At 67.4% G+C, this 16,958-nt stretch carries 12 protein-coding genes and 1 tRNA gene; 8 read left to right on the forward strand and 5 right to left on the reverse strand.

Annotated elements, in window-relative coordinates; genetic code table 11:
* Nucleotides 1-207 precede the first annotated feature (207 nt).
* The 5 genes from recG to gmk all read right to left on the reverse strand — a co-directional run bounded on the left by recG (nt 208) and on the right by gmk (nt 6,207).
* Complete coding sequence (gene recG, locus VG556_RS18835; protein ID WP_069117956.1) at nt 208-2,319, reverse strand: ATP-dependent DNA helicase RecG; 2,112 nt, start codon at nt 2,317-2,319, stop codon at nt 208-210.
* Between the two features lie 7 nt (nt 2,320-2,326).
* The gene (locus tag VG556_RS18840) at nt 2,327-2,713 is read right to left on the reverse strand and encodes a RidA family protein (RefSeq protein WP_005418954.1); all 387 of its coding nucleotides are present in this window, start codon (nt 2,711-2,713) and stop codon (nt 2,327-2,329) included.
* Between the two features lie 149 nt (nt 2,714-2,862).
* Complete coding sequence (locus VG556_RS18845; protein ID WP_005418955.1) at nt 2,863-5,025, reverse strand: RelA/SpoT family protein; 2,163 nt, start codon at nt 5,023-5,025, stop codon at nt 2,863-2,865.
* A 106-nt stretch (nt 5,026-5,131) separates the two neighbouring features.
* Nucleotides 5,132-5,431: a DNA-directed RNA polymerase subunit omega gene (rpoZ, locus tag VG556_RS18850; protein ID WP_005410877.1), complete on the reverse strand. Its 300-nt coding sequence runs from the start codon at nt 5,429-5,431 to the stop codon at nt 5,132-5,134.
* 110 nt (nt 5,432-5,541) lie between these two features.
* Nucleotides 5,542-6,207, reverse strand: a complete 666-nt coding sequence (gene gmk, locus VG556_RS18855; protein ID WP_423180037.1) for a guanylate kinase — start codon at nt 6,205-6,207, stop codon at nt 5,542-5,544.
* 290 nt (nt 6,208-6,497) lie between these two features.
* Between gmk and fdnG the strand changes: the two genes are divergently transcribed.
* The 8 genes from fdnG (at nt 6,498) to selD (ending at nt 16,936) form a co-directional block, all read left to right on the forward strand.
* Nucleotides 6,498-9,566 (forward strand): formate dehydrogenase-N subunit alpha, encoded by a 3,069-nt coding sequence (gene fdnG, locus VG556_RS18860; protein WP_146257719.1) that lies wholly within the window; start codon nt 6,498-6,500, stop codon nt 9,564-9,566.
* A gap of 10 nt (nt 9,567-9,576) precedes the next feature.
* Nucleotides 9,577-10,494 (forward strand): formate dehydrogenase subunit beta, encoded by a 918-nt coding sequence (gene fdxH, locus VG556_RS18865; protein ID WP_014648273.1) that lies wholly within the window; start codon nt 9,577-9,579, stop codon nt 10,492-10,494.
* Nucleotides 10,491-11,138, forward strand: a complete 648-nt coding sequence (locus tag VG556_RS18870) for a formate dehydrogenase subunit gamma (protein WP_100450557.1) — start codon at nt 10,491-10,493, stop codon at nt 11,136-11,138. The genes fdxH and VG556_RS18870 overlap by 4 nt, the downstream gene beginning before the upstream one ends.
* A gap of 231 nt (nt 11,139-11,369) precedes the next feature.
* Nucleotides 11,370-12,353, forward strand: a complete 984-nt coding sequence (fdhE, locus tag VG556_RS18875) for a formate dehydrogenase accessory protein FdhE (protein ID WP_100450558.1) — start codon at nt 11,370-11,372, stop codon at nt 12,351-12,353.
* A gap of 4 nt (nt 12,354-12,357) precedes the next feature.
* The gene (gene selA / locus VG556_RS18880; protein WP_100450559.1) at nt 12,358-13,782 is read left to right on the forward strand and encodes an L-seryl-tRNA(Sec) selenium transferase; all 1,425 of its coding nucleotides are present in this window, start codon (nt 12,358-12,360) and stop codon (nt 13,780-13,782) included.
* Nucleotides 13,779-15,710, forward strand: coding sequence for a selenocysteine-specific translation elongation factor (gene selB, locus VG556_RS18885; RefSeq protein ID WP_100450560.1), 1,932 nt, complete (start codon nt 13,779-13,781; stop codon nt 15,708-15,710). The genes selA and selB overlap by 4 nt, the downstream gene beginning before the upstream one ends.
* Nucleotides 15,711-15,734: 24 nt before the next feature.
* Nucleotides 15,735-15,830: transfer RNA gene (locus tag VG556_RS18890), tRNA-Sec, on the forward strand.
* 26 nt (nt 15,831-15,856) lie between these two features.
* On the forward strand, nt 15,857-16,936 hold the full coding sequence (gene selD, locus VG556_RS18895; RefSeq protein WP_100450561.1) for a selenide, water dikinase SelD: 1,080 nt from the start codon (nt 15,857-15,859) through the stop codon (nt 16,934-16,936).
* The last annotated feature ends 22 nt before the right edge of the window (nt 16,937-16,958 follow it).

A 16,958-nucleotide genomic window follows, 5' to 3' on the forward strand; every position in this document is an offset into this window, starting at 1 on the left:
ACTTCAACAGCAACGCCGAAAACGGGTTTCCCGCGGATGGCAGGGAAGAGCTCTCTGTAGAGTCGAGCCATGCTCGACTCCCGCGCGCAACGCGCACAGCAGCCGAGCGTGGGCTCGGCTCTACAGTGGATCTACGCCGTGCGTGGATGAGCGTCCCGGGGATGGGGTCAGAGCCCCTTGCTGTGCAAAGGGGCCTGACCCCGCCACTTACGCCGAGGCGTAGCGCACGGCGGTGCCGATCCAGCGCTGCACCACGCGATCGGCCAACGCGGGCTGCTGGGCCAGCAGCCGCTCGGCCAGGTCATGCACGCCGGGCAGCAGGCCGGCATCGCGGGCCAGGTCTGCAATGCGGAAACCGGCCAGGCCGGTCTGGCGGGTGCCCAGCAGTTCGCCGGGGCCGCGCAGTTCCAGATCCTTCTCGGCGATGACGAAACCATCGTTGGTTTCGCGCATGGTCTGCAGGCGCTCACGCGCCATCTGCGAAAGCGGAGCCTGGTACAGCAGCACGCAGCGCGATACCGCCGAACCACGCCCCACGCGGCCGCGCAGCTGGTGCAGCTGGGCCAGGCCGAGGCGTTCGGCGTTCTCGATCACCATCAACGAAGCATTGGGTACGTCCACACCTACTTCGATGACCGTGGTCGCGACCAGCAGGTCGATCTCGCCGGTCTTGAACGCCACCATCGTCGCCAGCTTTTCGGCGGCTTTCAGGCGTCCGTGCACCAGCCCCACGCGAACGCCGGGCAGCAGTGCCTGCAGCGATTCGTAGGTGGCCTGCGCCGGGGTGGCATCCAGTTCTTCGCTTTCCTCGATGAGCGTGCACACCCAGTACACCTGCCGCCCTTCCTCGCAGGCCAGCGCAATGCGCTCGATCAGTTCCGGGCGACGGTCATTGTTGAGGGCGACGGTCTGCACCGGCGTGCGTCCCGGTGGCAGTTCATCGATGGCCGACACATCCAAGTCCGCGTACTCGGACATCGCCAGCGTGCGCGGAATCGGCGTGGCGGTCATCACCAGCTGGTGCGGCACGCTGTTGCCGCCCGCGCCCTTGTCGCGCAGCGCCAAGCGCTGGTGCACGCCGAAGCGGTGCTGTTCGTCGACGATGGCCAAGGCCAGATCCTGGAACACCACCGCCTCCTGCATCAGCGCGTGGGTACCGACCACCACCTGCGCTTCGCCGCTGGCGACCTGCTCCATCACCTTGGCGCGCGCCTTGCCGGTGACCTTGCCGGCCAGCCAGGCGATACGCACACCGAGCGGCTCCAGCCAGCCGCGCAGGTTGTTGAGATGCTGTTCGGCCAGCAGTTCGGTGGGCGCTGCCAATGCGACCTGCTTGCCCTGCTCCACCGCCAGCATCGCCGCCAGTGCGGCCACCACGGTCTTGCCGGAACCGACGTCGCCCTGCACCAGCCGCAGCATCGGGCTGGGGCGCGCGAGGTCTTCACGGATCTGCTTGAACACGCGCGCCTGCGCGCCGGTAAGCGCGAACGGCAGCTGCTTCAGCAGCGCCTTGGCCAACTTGCCAGGACCAGCCAGCGCCGGCGCATGGTGTGCCTGCAAGGCAATGCGCTGGCGACGCAGGCTGAGGTGGTGGGCCAGCAGTTCTTCCATCGCCAGGCGGCGCTGCGCCGGGTGGGTGCCGGCGGCCAGCGCGGCGAGGTCGGCATCCGGCGGTGGCCGGTGCACGGTCAGCAGCGCGCTGCGCAGCGACGGCAGGCCCAGGCCATCGAGCCAACCGCTGGGCAGCAGTTCCAGCGTGCTCTCCTCGGGCAGGCGATCCAGGGCCTGGCCGATCAGCTTGCGCATCGTCATCGGGCCCACGCCTTCGACGGTGGGATACACCGGGTCGAGGCGGTCGCCGAGTTCGGGATCATCGTTGCGGCCCAGCACCTGGTAGCTGGGATGGACGATTTCCAGGCCGAGGTGGCCGGGCTTGGGCGTGCCGAAGCAGCGCAGCCGGTTGCCGACCGCGAACTGGCCGACCTGCTGCTGGCGGAAATGGAAGAAGCGCAGCACCAGGGTGCCCTGCCCTTCGTCCTCCACCGCGACCTTCAGCATCGGTCGATAGCGCATGCCGCGCTCGACCGCGACCACCCGCCCTTCCACCTGCGCCGGCACGCCGTTGCGCAGGTCTTCGATGCGGGTCAGCCGGGTCCGGTCTTCATAGCGCAGGGGCAGGTGAAGCCAGAGATCCTGCAGGGTGGCCAGGCCACGCGCCTGCAGTTTGGCGGCCACGGCCGGACCGACGCCGGCGAGCATCGCCAGGGATGCTTCGCCGGACGGTGACAGGACCGGGGTGACCGCCGCCTTGCGTGCCACGTGGTGGTCAGTCGATGACCATCACCGCGTCGACCTCGAAGCTGGCGCCCTTCGGCAGGCCGGAGACTTCGATGGTGGAACGGGCCGGGTACGGGGCCTGGAAGTAGTCCTGCATGACCGCGTTGACCTTGGCGAACTCGCCCAGGTCGGTCAGGTACAGGCCCAGACGCACGACCTTGTCCAGCGAGCCGCCGGCGGCTTCGGCCACGGCCTTGAGGTTGTCGAAGGCGCGACGGGCCTGCGCTTCGACGTCGCCAGCGCCGACGATGTCGCCGGTGGCCGGGTCAAGCGGGATCTGGCCGGAGAAGTACACGGTGTTGCCGGCGCGCACGGCCTGCGAGTACGGGCCGATGGCGGCGGGGGCCTTTTCGGTGTTGATGATCTGGCGGGACATGGGTCGCTCCGGTGCTTTGGGGGAAAACAGAGCGGTGATTGTACCGGGTGGGCGCGGCATCGGCTGGGGGTCGGATCCGTTTCCCGGCGGGAAACGGACCCGACCCCGTATGTCGTGTGCGCGGAACGTCATCCACGCATGGCGTGGACCTACTGGCGGCGTACCGACTGCACGACCGACAGGCGGCGCAGGCGGCGCATCACTTCGGCCAGGTGGTTGCGGTCGCGCACCTGGATGTTGAACGCCAGCACCGCGGCGTTGAAATCGCGATCCAGGTAGTCCACGCGCTCGATGTTGGAGTGGCTCTGCGCGATGGCAGCGGCCAGCTGTGCCAGCACGCCGGTGCCGTTCTCCACTTCAACCACCAGCGAGGTGTCGTAGTCGCCGGAGACGGTGGTGTCCCAGCCGATCGGCACCCAGCGCTCGGGCGACTTGCGCAGCTCGGCCAGGTTCGGGCAGTCCATGCGGTGCACCACGATGCCCTTGCCGGCGGTGTGGTAGCCCATGATCTCGTCGCCGGGAATCGGCTGGCAGCAGCCGGCGAAGGTGACCACGCCACGCTCGCTGCCGTTGATCAGGATCTTTTCCTGCGAGTGGTGGCGCGAATGCGGGCCGCCACGCAGTTCGGCGTAGGCCATCAGCGCCTGCGCGGCCTGGGTCGGCATCCAGTTGCCCAGTGCGACCTCGGCCAGCAGGGCTTCTAGGCGCGGGAAGCGGTGTTCGGCCAGGAACGCATCCAGGCGCCCCTTCGGCAGCCGCTCCAGCGACGAATCCATCGCTTCCAGCGCACGGTCGAGCATGCGGTGGCCCAGCTGCACGGCATCCTCGTGCTCCAGCTGCTTGAGCTGGTGGCGGATGGCGGTGCGCGCCTTGCTGGTAACCACGAATTCCAGCCACTGCGGTTTCGGCGTGGCCGAGCGTGCGGTGATGATCTCCACCGACTGCCCCGACACCAGCTTGGTGCGCAGCGGCACCAGTTTCTTGTCCACGCGCGAGGCCACCGCCATGTTGCCGACGTCGGTATGCACGGCGTAGGCGAAATCGAGCGCGGTGGAGTTGCGCGGCAGGGCCAGGATCTTGCCCTTTGGCGTGAACAGGTAGACCTCGTCCGGGAACAGGTCGACCTTGACGTTGTCCAGGAACTCCAGCGAGGAACCGGCGGCACGCTGCGAGTCGATCAGTTCGACGATCCACGCGTGGGCACGGCTCTGTGCGCTGTTGGGCGAATCGCCGCCGAACTTGTAGGTCCAGTGCGCGGCCACGCCGCGTTCGGCGATCAGGTCCATTTCCTCGGTACGGATCTGCACTTCGATCGGCGAGCCATACGGCCCGAACAGCACCGTGTGCAGCGACTGGTAACCGTTGGCCTTGGGAATGGCGATGAAGTCGCGGAAACGGCCATCCAGCGGCTTGAAGGTGGCATGCACCGAACCCAGCGCGTGGTAGCAGCTGGGCACGCTGCGCACGACCAGGCGGAAGCCGAACACATCCATCACCTGGTCGAAGGATTTGTTCTCGTCGCGCATCTTGTTGTAGATGCTCCACGGGGTCTTGATGCGGCTGATCAGCCGATGCTCGATCCCCTCCTTGGCCAGGCGCTGCGACAGCTGCACTTCCACCTGCGCCATCGCCTCGCGACGCACCACCGGCTGGCTGCGGATGTGCTTCTCGATGATGGCGTGGCGCCACGGGTACAGCGCCTTGAAACCGAGGTTCTGCAGCTCGCTCTTGACCAGGCTCATGCCCAGGCGCTGGGCGATGGGCGCGTAGATCTCCAGCGTCTCGCGGGCGATGCGGCCGCGCGCTTCGCGGCTCTGCGCACCCAGCGTGCGCATGTTGTGCAGGCGGTCGGCCAGCTTGATCATGATCACGCGCAGGTCGCGCGACATCGCCAGCAGCATCTTGCGGAAGCTCTCGGCGGCCGCCTCCTGGCGGTCGCGGAACTTCAGCTTGTCCAGCTTGGTGACGCCGTCGACCAGTTCGGCCACGGCTTCGCCGAACTCGGCGGCCAGCGCCTCGCGGGTCAGCGGCGTGTCTTCGATGGTGTCGTGCAGGATCGCGGCGATCAGCGCTTCCACGTCCAGGCCGAGCTCGGCCAGCACCTGGGCCACCGCCACCGGGTGGGTGATATAGGGCTCACCCGACTTGCGCGTCTGCCCAGCGTGCGCGGAGGCTCCGACTTCCCAGGCACGGCGCAACAGCGGCAGCTGTTCCGGCGGCAGGTAATGGGCGGCGCGTTCAAGCTGGAGGACGTAGTCGGGTACGGCGGCAGTGGGGGCTGCGGCGACCTTGGCAGTGGGGCCTGGGTTCATGCCCGCAGCCTATTCCAGCGCGACGTTTACGGCAAATCCTGAATGCGAAACAGCCCGCACGGGGCGGGCTGTTCGGTGTATCCAACGATTACGTTGATCGATGCGATCAATCGTCGTTCTTGGACATGTCTTCGTCAGCGACCACTTCGGCGGCAGCCCACTCCAGCGCTTCGCGCTCGGCGCGCTCACGCTCGGCCTTCTCGACTTCGTCGATCAGCGCGTTGTCGATCTTGCGGGCGGCGATTTCGCGCAGCGCCAGCACGGTCGGCTTGTCCTCGGTCTCGCTGTTGTCCAGCGTGGCCTGCACGCCGTTGGCGAGCTGGCGGGCACGCTTGGATGCCATCATGACCAGTTCGAAACGGTTGTTAACGACTTCCAGGCAATCTTCTACGGTGATGCGGGCCATACGGGCTCCCGGCGACCGGTCGGCCGCTCAGTCGAATGAGGGAAAGGGGACGGAGTGTACTGGCAGGGGCTGGACAAAATCAAGCCAACCCCTACCCGATTCTTTTGGAATCAGTCAGTTGCGCCCGGATCGGGAGTCAGCAGGGCCTGGATCAGGCCGGCGTGGCGGACCTTCTGGGCCTCCCGGCGCAGGCGGCTGGCGGTGAAGATGGCGCACAACTCGTCCACGGCGGTGTCGAACACCTCGTTGACGATGACGTAGTCGAACTCGTTGAAGTGCAGCATTTCATCGCGCGCCGCGCCCAGGCGCTGGGCGATGACCGCCTCGCTGTCCTGGCCGCGGTTGCGCATGCGATCCTGCAGGGCCTGCTTGGACGGCGGCAGGATGAACACGGTGACCGTGCCCGGCACCAGCTGGCGCACCTGCTGCGCGCCCTGCCAGTCGATTTCCAGCAGCACGTCCTGGCCGGCGGCCAGCTGCGGCTCCACCGACTGCCGGGCCGTGCCCTTCCAGTCGCCGTGCACCCACGCATGCTCGAAGAAGTCGCCGGCGGCGATCATTTCTTCGAACCTTTCCGCAGAGACGAAATGGTAGTGCTGGCCGTTCACTTCCCCCGGGCGCATCGCGCGCGAGGTGAAGGAGATCGACAGCGCGATCTGCGGGTCACGCGCCAGGGTGGCATTGACGATGCTGCTCTTGCCGGCGCCGGAGGGGGCGGCAACGATGTACAGCGTGCCGCGCGCAACGGCGTCCGACGGCTTCGACGGGGCGCTCATGCGCGGAACCCAACTGGTTGATTTCGCAAAATTTTTCCTCGGTGTTCCAGATCCGGCGCGGAGGATCGCGCCAGGACGGCGGGGGCTGCGCGGAACATCCTGGAACCAGGCCCGGCAGACGCTTCCCCGGGGGGCGGGCACGCAACTTTACCAGAGCGGCCCCGTTGCGCGCCCGCCCCGCCGGCGCCGGGCCTTGTGCCACATGGGCGTGCGGGGGCCTGTGCTATAACCGGGCCGTACCCAACGACAGCCCGGAGGCCCGTGCCTCCCCGCCATCCCAGGAGAACGGCATGCCATCGATGAGCCGCCGCCAGTTCCTGAAAGTGACCGGGACAACCCTGGTCGGCTCCAGCCTGGCATTGATGGGCTTCGCGCCCGGCATCGCGCTCGCGGAGGTCAGGCAGTACAAGCTGACCCGCGCGACCGAGACCCGCAACACCTGTACCTACTGTTCGGTGGCCTGCGGCATCCTGATGTACAGCCTCGGCGACGGCGCCAAGAACGCCGAGCCGAGCATCTTCCATATCGAGGGTGACCCGGACCATCCGGTCAACCGCGGCACGCTGTGCCCGAAGGGCGCCGGCCTGGCCGACATCATCCACAGCAAGTCGCGCCTGCTCTACCCCGAGTACCGCGCGCCGGGCTCGAACGAGTGGAAGCGGCTGAGCTGGGACGATGCGCTGGACCGCATCGCGCGGCTGATGAAGGAAGACCGCGATGCCAACTTCGTGCAGAAGAACGAGGCCGGGCAGACGGTCAACCGCTGGCTGACCACCGGCATGCTGGCGGCCTCGGCCACCAGCAATGAAACCGCGGTGCTGACCCACAAGGTCGTGCGCTCCCTTGGCATGTTGGCATTCGACAACCAGGCACGTGTCTGACACGGCCCGACGGTGGCAGGTCTTGCCCCGACGCTAGGCCGTGGTGCGATGACGAATCACTGGGTCGACATCAAGAATGCCGACCTGATCCTGATCATGGGTGGCAATGCCGCCGAGGCGCACCCGTGCGGGTTCAAATGGGTGACCGAGGCCAAGGCACACAACAAGGCGCGCCTGATCGTGGTCGATCCGCGCTTCAACCGCTCGGCCGCGGTGGCCGACGTGTACGCGCCGATCCGCACCGGTACCGACATCGTGTTCCTGGGGGGCCTGATCAACTACCTGTTGACCGAGGACCGCATCCAGCACGAGTACGTGCTGAACTACACCGACATGTCGTTCCTGGTGAAGGACGAGTTCGCCTTCAAGGACGGCCTGTATTCGGGCTACAACGAAGAGAAGCGCAGCTACGACCGCTCCAGCTGGGACTACGCCTACGGTGACGATGGCTTCGTGCGCAGCGACCCGACGCTGAAGGACCCGCGCTGCGTCTACAACCTGCTCAAGCAGCACTATGCGCGCTACACGGTGGAGATGGTCGAACGCATCTGCGGCACGCCGGCCGACAGCATCCGCCAGATCTGGGACATGATCGCGTCCACCGCCGGCAAGGACAAGGCGATGACCATCCTGTACGCGCTGGGCTGGACGCAGCACTCGATCGGCGCGCAGAACGTGCGTGCCGGCACCATGGTGCAGCTGCTGCTGGGCAACATCGGCGTGGCCGGTGGCGGCATGAACGCCTTGCGCGGGCATTCCAACATCCAGGGCCTGACCGACATCGGCCTGATGTCCGACCTGCTGCCCGGCTACCTGACCCTGCCGAAACAGGACGAGCAGGACTACGAGGCCTACATCGCCAAGCGCACGCAGAAGCCGCTGCGCGCCAACCAGATGTCGTTCTGGCAGAACTACCCGAAGTTCCACGTCAGCCTGATGAAATCGTGGTGGGGCGACGCCGCCACCGCCGACAACAACTGGTGTTTCGATTACCTGCCCAAGCTCGACAAGCCGTACGACATGCTGCAGGCGTACGAGCTGATGAACGAAGGCAAGATCCACGGCTACATCTGCCAGGGTTTCAACCCGCTGGCCTCGGCGCCGAACAAGGGCAAGCTGATCAGCGCGTTCTCCAAGCTGAAGTTCATGGTCAGCATGGACCCGCTGGAAACCGAGACCATCGCCTTCTGGCAGAACCACGGTGCGTTGAACGACGTCGACCCGAGCACGATCCAGACCGAAGTATTCCGCCTGCCGACCACCTCCTTTGCCGAGGAGAACGGCGCGGTGGTGAATTCCTCGCGCTGGCTGCAGTGGCACTGGAAGGGTGCCAACCCACCGGGAGAAGCGCGCAGCGACATCGAGATCATGTCCGAGCTGTTCCATCGCATCAAGGCGATGTACGAGAAGGACGGCGGTGCGTGGTGGGAGCCGGTGCGCGACCTGGCCTGGAAGTATTCCAACCCGGAGCTGCCGACGCCGGAAGAGCTGGCGATGGAATACAACGGCAAGGCGCTGGCCGACGTGTTCGATCCGAAGGATCCGACCAGGCTGGTGCGCAAGGCCGGCGAGCAGTTGGCCGCATTCGGCGACCTGCGCGACGATGGCAGCACCGCGTCGGGCTGCTGGATCTACATCGGTGCCTGGGGCCCGACCGGCAACATGATGGCGCGGCGTGACAACAGCGACCCCACCGGCATCGGCAACACGCTGGGCTGGGCCTGGGCGTGGCCGGCCAATCGCCGCGTGATGTACAACCGCGCGTCGTGCGACGTGGCCGGCCAGCCGTTCGACCCGCGCCGCACGCTGCTGGCCTGGAACGGCAAGAACTGGGGCAGCGTGGACGTACCGGACTTCAAGGCCGACGAAGATCCCGCCGGCGGGATGGGCCCGTTCATCATGAACCCGGAAGGCATCGCCCGCTTCTTCGCCAAGGCCGGCATGGCCGAAGGGCCATTCCCGGAGCACTACGAGCCATTCGACACGCCACTGCGCAGCAATCCGCTCAGCCCCGGCCAGGCACTGACGCTGAACAACCCGGCCGCCCGCGTATTCGCCAGCGATCGCGCACAGATCGGTTCGCCGGACGAGTTCCCGCATGTGGCCACCACCTACCGCCTGACCGAGCACTTCCACTTCTGGACCAAGCACGGCAAGTTGAACGCCATCATCCAGCCCGAGCAGTTCGTCGAGATCGGCGCGGCCTTGGCCGACGAGCTGGGCATCAGCAACGGCAGCCGCGTGCGGGTCAGTTCCAAGCGTGGCCACATCGAAGCGGTGGCGATGGTGACCAAGCGCATCAAGGCCCTGCAGATCGATGGCCGGACCGTGCACCAGGTGGGCGTGCCGATCCACTGGGGTTTCCTCGGTGCGGCCAAGCCTGGATACATCGCCAATACGCTGACCAACGCCATCGGTGACGGCAACTCGCAGACGCCCGAATCGAAGTGCATCCTGGTCAAGGTCGAGAAGGTGTAGGAGACACGCCATGTCACTGCAATCGCTGGACATCATCCGCCGCTCGGCCACCACCACGCCCTCGCCGGAAGCGCGCGGTGCGCACACCGGCCAGGTCGCCAAGCTGATCGATGTGAGCAAATGCATCGGCTGCAAGGCCTGCCAGGTCGCCTGCATGGAATGGAACGACCTGCGCGACGAGGTCGGCAGCTGCGTTGGCAGCTATGACAACCCGCCCGACCTGAGCGACCAGTCGTGGACGGTGATGAAGTTCCGCGAGTACGAGGACGAGAAGGGCAAGCTGGAGTGGCTGATCCGCAAGGAGGGCTGCATGCACTGCAGCGACCCGGGCTGCCTGAAGGCCTGCCCGTCGCCGGGCGCGATCATCCAGTACGCCAACGGCATCGTCGACTTCCAGGAAGAGAACTGCATCGGCTGCGGCTACTGCGTGACCGGTTGCCCGTTCGACGTGCCGCGCATTTCCAAGAAGGACCACAAGGCCTACAAGTGCACGCTGTGTTCGGACCGGGTGGCGGTGGGCCAGGAACCGGCCTGCGTGAAGACCTGCCCGACCGGCGCGATTACCTTCGGCAGCAAGCAGGCGATGACCGAGCATGCGGCCGGACGCGTGGAAGACCTGAAATCGCGCGGCTACGGGAATGCCGGCCTGTACGACCCGCAGGGCGTGGGTGGCACCCACGTGATGTACGTGCTGCAGCATGTGGACAAGCCGGAGCTGTACGCCGACCTGCCCAAGGACCCGCGCATCAGCCCGATGGTGGAGGTGTGGAAGGGCGTGGCCAAGCCGCTGGGCGTGCTGGCGATCGCCGCCACCGCCTTCGCCGGCTTCCTGCATTACATCGGCATCGGCCGCAACACGGTCAATGACGAGGAAGAAGAGGAAGCCGAGCACGAGGCGAAGAAGATCGAAGAGGAGCAGCGGCCATGAAGTACGCCCCGCACCCGCGCCAGATCATCCGCTACCGCGCACCGACCCGCATCAACCACTGGATCGTGGCGATCTGCTTCGTGCTGACCGCGCTGTCCGGGCTGGCGCTGTTCCACCCTGCCCTGTTCCCGTTGACCCAGCTGTTCGGTGGCGGCCCGTGGACGCGCATCCTGCATCCGTTCATCGGGCTGGCCATGGTGGTGGGCTTTGCGCTGCTGGCGTTCCGCATGTGGCGCGACAATCTGCCGACCGCCGACGATCGCGCATGGATGCGCGGCATGCGCGATGTACTGCGCAACGAGGATGAGAAGCTGCCGCCGGTGGGCCGCTTCAATGCCGGCCAGAAGCTCCTGTTCTGGGCGATCATTGGTTGCCTGTCGGCACTGCTGCTGACCGGCTTCGTGATCTGGCGGCAATACTTCAGCCATCTCTTCCCGATCGGGCTGATCCGCTTCTCGGTGCTGGCCCATGCGTTGTTCGGTTGGGTGCTGGTGTGCGCGATCGTGGTGCACATCTATGCGGCGCTCTGGATCAAGGGCTCGGTGCGGGCGATGACCCAGGGCAAGGTGACCTATGGGTGGGCGTACAAGCACCACCGGCAGTGGTTCCGCGACATCCTGCGCGGACGTCGGGAAGAGGGATAACGGCTGGGCCTGCGGCCCTGCACCTGCAGAGGCGCCTTCGACAGTTCCCCGGTGCTTTTGGTAGGTGTCGACCTTGGTCGACACGATGAACACGGCAACAACCGATGGGGTCAGATCCGTTTTCCTGTGGAAAACGGATCTGGCCCCGACCATTTCAAATGGCCTACAGTGCGCTGGACGCCAGCGCTGACAACGGCGAGGATGGAGGCTGGTTCTTCTGGCTGGCCCTGCATGGCGCAACGCATCCTTGAACCCGGTGAGATCGAGACGCTCGCCTCGCGCGACGTGCCGCGCATCATCCTGCCTGATACCAGGTCGCTGTTCGCCACACGCGCGGCGCGCCTGCGCAGCCTGGCCGCGTACAGCGCCATCGGCGGTTACCTGCAGCTGCTGGCGGCATTGGCCGATGCACAGCAGGCGCTGCTGGAGGAATTGACACCCCAGCAACGCGAGGCGCTGCAGGACCACGCGCGCGCGCAGCAGTCCAGCGCGGCCGCCAGTGCCGGCATGCCGTTGCGGCCCGCCAACACGCTTCATCTGGACGGGCGCTGGCGCGACTGGCTGCGCACGCTGTGCCGGCACTGCGCCGACGAAGCGGGGCTACCGGCGGAAACACGGCAGGAATTGCTGCGCGTCGCCGCCGCCGACGACACCTGGCTGGATGCGCAGGCCCACGCCGTGCTGGAACGCGCTGACGCGCCCCCGGTCGACGCGGTCGCTGCGCTGCTGGTGATGAATGCGTTGCAGGTGTATTGGGCAGTACTGGCGGCCAGCTTCCGCCCCAGCGACCTGAAGCCGCTGGCCGATGCGCCAGGGCTGTGCCCGCTGTGCGGCACCCTGCCGGTGGCCAGCATGGTGCAGGCCCGCCCGCCCTATGCCTCCTACCGCTACCTGTCGTGCTCGTTGTGCGCCTGCCAGTGGCACTACGTGCGCGTGCAGTGCAGCCAGTGTGGCGCCGCTGGCAAGGACATCGCCTATCGCGCCCTGGCTGATGCCGACGGCGATACCGGCCAGGCGGTGCGCGAGAGCGCGGTACGTGCAGAAACCTGCGACCACTGCCACAGCTACCGCAAGATCCTGTATCTGGAAAAAGATCCGTCGCTGGAACCGGTGGCTGATGACCTTGGCACGCTGGCGCTGGACCTGCTGCTGGGCGAGGAAGGCTATGCACGCGCCAGCCAGAATCCGCTGCTGTGGCAGTCCGACGGCGAGTGAGGCGATGACAGCCACGCCCCCCACCCCGGCATCGGCTTCCGCGCTGCCCTCGCTGGACCGGTTGCTGCGCCTGCCTGCCTTGGCAACACTGATCGAGGGCCACGGCCGCAGCCGCATCACCCAGTTGCTGCGCGTACATCTGCAGGCGCTGCGTGAGCGCATCAGTGCCACGCAGCTCTCGGCCGAGCAGTTGCATCAGGCCATTGAAGGCCCGGCACTGGTCGCGGCGCTCGACGCCGCACTCATCGCCGATGCACGGCTGAACCTGCAGCCGATGTTCAACCTGACCGGCACCGTGCTGCATACCAACCTGGGTCGCGCCCTGCTGCCCGAGGCCGCGGTGCAGGCCGTCACCCGCGCGATGACCGCACCGGTTGACTTGGAATTCGACATCACCCGCGGCCGCCGCGGCGACCGCGATGCACGGGTGCAGGCGCTGGTCCGCGAGCTGACCGGTGCCGAAGCCGCCACCGTGGTCAACAACAATGCGGCGGCGGTCCTGCTGCTGCTCAACAGCCTGGCCAACCGCCGCGAAGTGGTGGTGTCGCGCGGCGAACTGGTGGAGATCGGCGGTGCCTTCCGCATTCCCGATGTGATGCGCAGTGCCGGCGCGCGGCTGCTGGAAGTGGGCACCACCAACCGCACCCACCCGGCCGACTTCGCCCATGCCATCGGCGCGCGTACCGCACTGCTGATGGAGGTGCACGCCAGCAACTACGCGATCACCGGCTTCACCGCCAAGGTCGACACCGCGGCGATGGCAGCGATCGCGCACGACCATGGCCTGCCGTTGGTGGTGGACCTGGGCAGCGGCAGCCTGTGCGACCTGGCGGCCTTCGGCCTGCCACACGAGCCGACCGTGCAGGAAACACTGGCGGCCGGTGCCGACCTGGTCTCGTTCAGTGGCGACAAGCTGCTGGGTGGGCCGCAGGCCGGCATCATCGCCGGCCGCGCCGACCTGATCGCGCGGATCAACCGCAACCCGCTCAAGCGTGCGCTGCGCATGGACAAGATGGGCCTGGCCGCGCTGGAGGCGGTACTGGCGCTGTACCGCGAGCCGGAGCTGCTGGCGCAACGGCTGCCGACACTGCGTACGCTCTCGCGCACGCAGCAGGACGTGGATGCGCAGGCCCAGCGCCTGCTGCCGCCGCTGCGCTCGGCGCTGCCGACCGGCTACATGCTTGAACAGGCACGGATGCACAGCCAGATCGGCAGTGGTGCGCAGCCACAGGCGCAGCTCGGCAGTGCCGGCTTGCGCATCACCACTGCGCGACGTGGCGGCCTGGACCGCCTGGCCAAGCGCCTGCGCCAGCTGCCGCGACCGGTGCTGGGCCGCATCGGCGAGGACGCATTGTGGCTGGACCTGCGTTGCCTGGAACCGGCCGACGAAGCGGACTTCCTCGCCCAATGGAGCACGCTGCAACCATGATCGTCGGCACCGCCGGGCATATCGACCATGGCAAGACGCGCCTGGTGCGGGCACTGACCGGCATCGAAACCGATCGCCTGCAGGAAGAACGCACGCGCGGCATCTCCATTGAACTGGGCTATGCCTATGTCCCGGTGGAAAGCGCGAACGGCACGGGCCCCGCCGCAACGCTGGGTTTCGTCGATGTGCCGGGTCATGAGCGCTTCGTCCACACGATGGTGGCCGGCGCCACCGGTATCGATGTCGCCCTGCTGGTCGTCGCCGCCGACGACGGCGTGATGCCGCAGACCCGCGAGCATCTGGCGATCCTGCAGCTGCTGGGCGTGGATCGCGGCGCGGTGGCGCTGACCAAGATCGACCGCGTGGACGCCGCGCGCATCGCCCGGGTCGAAATCGAGATTGCCGCTTTGCTGGCCGGAACGCCGCTGCAGGATTCCCCCGTATTCGCCTGCAACAGCACGTCCCCCGATGACGCAGGCATCAACGCCCTGCGCGCCCACCTGCACGCATGGGCCGCCGGCGAGGCCAACGCGCGCCAGGCCGCGCTGCGCAGCGAGCTGTTCCGCATGCCGGTGGACCGCGTGTTCTCGCTGGCCGGGCACGGCACATTGGCGACCGGCGCGGTACATGGCGGTGTCGCCGCGGTGGGCGAGCATCTGCAGCTGATGCCCGCCGCCACTGAAGTGCGCATACGCAGCATCCACGCGCAGAACCAGGCCAGCGAACACGCGATGGCCGGACAGCGCTGCGCGTTGAACCTGGCCGCCATCGCCCGCGACGAGATTCATCGTGGCGACTGGATTGCCGACCCGCGCGCGCTGCTGGCCACCACCCGCGTCGATGTGCGCCTGCGCCTGTCCGCACGGGCAGCACCACTGCGCGACTGGGCACCCCTGCACATCCACTGGGGCACGATGCACCGGCAGGCCCATGTGGTGCTGCTGGAGGACCGTGACCAAGGTGATGGGCAGTTGGTGCAGCTGGTCTTCGATGCACCGGTCTGTGCGATGTGTGGTGATCGCTTCATCGCCCGCGATTCCGCCGCGACCCACACGCTGGGCGGTGGCGTCGTGCTCGACCCGGACCCGCCACAGCGGCGCCGGCGCAGCCCGGCACGGCTCGCCTGGCTGGGCGCACTGGAGCAGCTGGCCACAGGTGCGGGAATCGGCCCGCTGTTGCAGCAGGCGCCCTTCGGCATTGCCATGGCCGCGCTGCAACGCTACTGCCGGCGCGCGGCCGACCGGATCGATCTTCCTCCAGACGCACAGCGCATCATCACCCGCGAGGACACGGTGGTCATCCTTGCCTCGCACTGGCAGGTGCTGCGCGAGCAGGTGATCACATCGCTGCGTAGCTGGCATGAGCGACGCCCGGACGAACCCGGTGTCGACAGCGGGCGCCTGCAGCGCAGCATCCTGCCCGCGCTTGCGACGGGGCTCTGGAATGCGCTGCTGCAGGAGCTGCTGGACGACGGCAGCGTGCAACGCGTGGGCGCCTGGTGGCGCCTGCCCGGCCATGACCATGCGCCACCGGAACGCGAGCGCCTGCTGCTGGAACGCGTGCTGCCGCAACTGCACGCCGGTGGCTTCGATCCGCCGTGGGTGCGCACCCTTGCTGTCGAGATCGGCTTGGCCGAGGACGAAGTCCGCACCCTCCTGCGCCGCGCCGCCGCACGTGGCGAACTGTTCCAGGTGGTGCCGGACCTGTTCTATGCACCCGCGCGCATTGCGGAACTCGCCGCGATCGTCGCGCAGCTGTCACAGGCCAGCGGCGCGGTGGATGCGGCGGCCTTCCGCGATGCCATCGGCCTGGGCCGCAAACGCAGCATCCAGATCTTGGAGTTCTTCAATCGCGTTGGCTACACTCGACGCGTCGGTGACCAGCATCGGCCGCGCGGCGACCTGCAGTGGAACGCAGCCCGCGACTGAGCCCACCGGTACCGCCGTACTTTCGGAAGGCATGCGCATCCGGGCATGCGGCTGGGCTTCAAACCCAGTAGGGGGCGTCGATCGTTCCCTGGTAGGTTCGACTCCTGCTGCCTTCCGCCATTCGTGTTTCCGCAGGAGATGTCGGCATGGCCACGCACGCGCAGTCACCCGCCCCATCCACGGCCGATGCCCCGCAACGACTGACCTCTCTCGCGCATGGCGGCGGCTGCGGCTGCAAGATCGCGCCGGGTGCGCTGTCCGAACTGCTGCGCGGCGTTCCAGCACTTCCCGCACCGGCCGAACTGCTGGTCGGCCGCGAGACCAGCGACGACGCCGCGGTGTACCGCCTCGATGATCGCCAGGCAATCGTCGCTACCACCGATTTCTTCATGCCCATTGTCGACGACCCGTTCGACTTCGGCCGCATCGCCGCCACCAACGCGTTGTCGGACCTGTACGCGATGGGCGCGCGGCCGCTGTTCGCGCTGGCCATCGTCGGCATGCCGATCAACACCCTGCCGCAGGACACCATCCGCGGCATCCTGCAGGGCGGCGAGCGTGCCTGCGCCGACGCCGGCATCGTGGTGGCCGGCGGCCACAGCATCGATTCGGTGGAACCGATCTATGGTCTTGCCGCGATCGGCGTGCTCGATCCGCAGCGGCTCAAGCGCAATGCCGATGCCCGCGCCGGCGATGTGCTGGTGCTGGGCAAGCCGTTGGGCGTGGGCGTGTACTCGTCGGCGCTGAAGAAAGAAGTGCTGGATGCAGAGGGCTACCGGCAGATGATCGCGTCGACCACCCGCCTGAACAGCGTGGGCGTGCCGCTGGCCGCGCTGGACGGCGTGCACGCGATGACCGACGTCACCGGCTTCGGCCTGCTCGGCCACCTGCTGGAAGTGTGCCGCGCCAGCGGCGTCGCTGCCGAAGTGGACAGTACACAGGTGCCGCTGCTGCCGCAGGCGCTGGAGCTGCTGCAGCGCGGCTGCGTGACCGGCGCCTCCAACCGCAACTGGGCCTCGTACGGCGCCGAAGTGCGCTTCGCCGAGCGCTTGGCCGGCCACTGGCAGCCACTGCTGACCGATCCGCAGACCAGTGGCGGGCTGTTGGTGTCCTGTGCACCGGAGGCAGTGAATGCGGTGCTGGCCTGCTTCCACGACGCAGGGTTCGGCCAGGCGGCCGTGGTCGGGCGATTGGGTGAAGGAGCGCCGGGCGTCAGCGTGCGCTGATGCGCTGGAACGACAAGGGCGC

The organism is Stenotrophomonas sp. CASM106, assembly GCF_049384825.1.
In the GTDB taxonomy this organism is placed as follows: Bacteria; Pseudomonadota; Gammaproteobacteria; order Xanthomonadales; family Xanthomonadaceae; genus Stenotrophomonas; species Stenotrophomonas muris.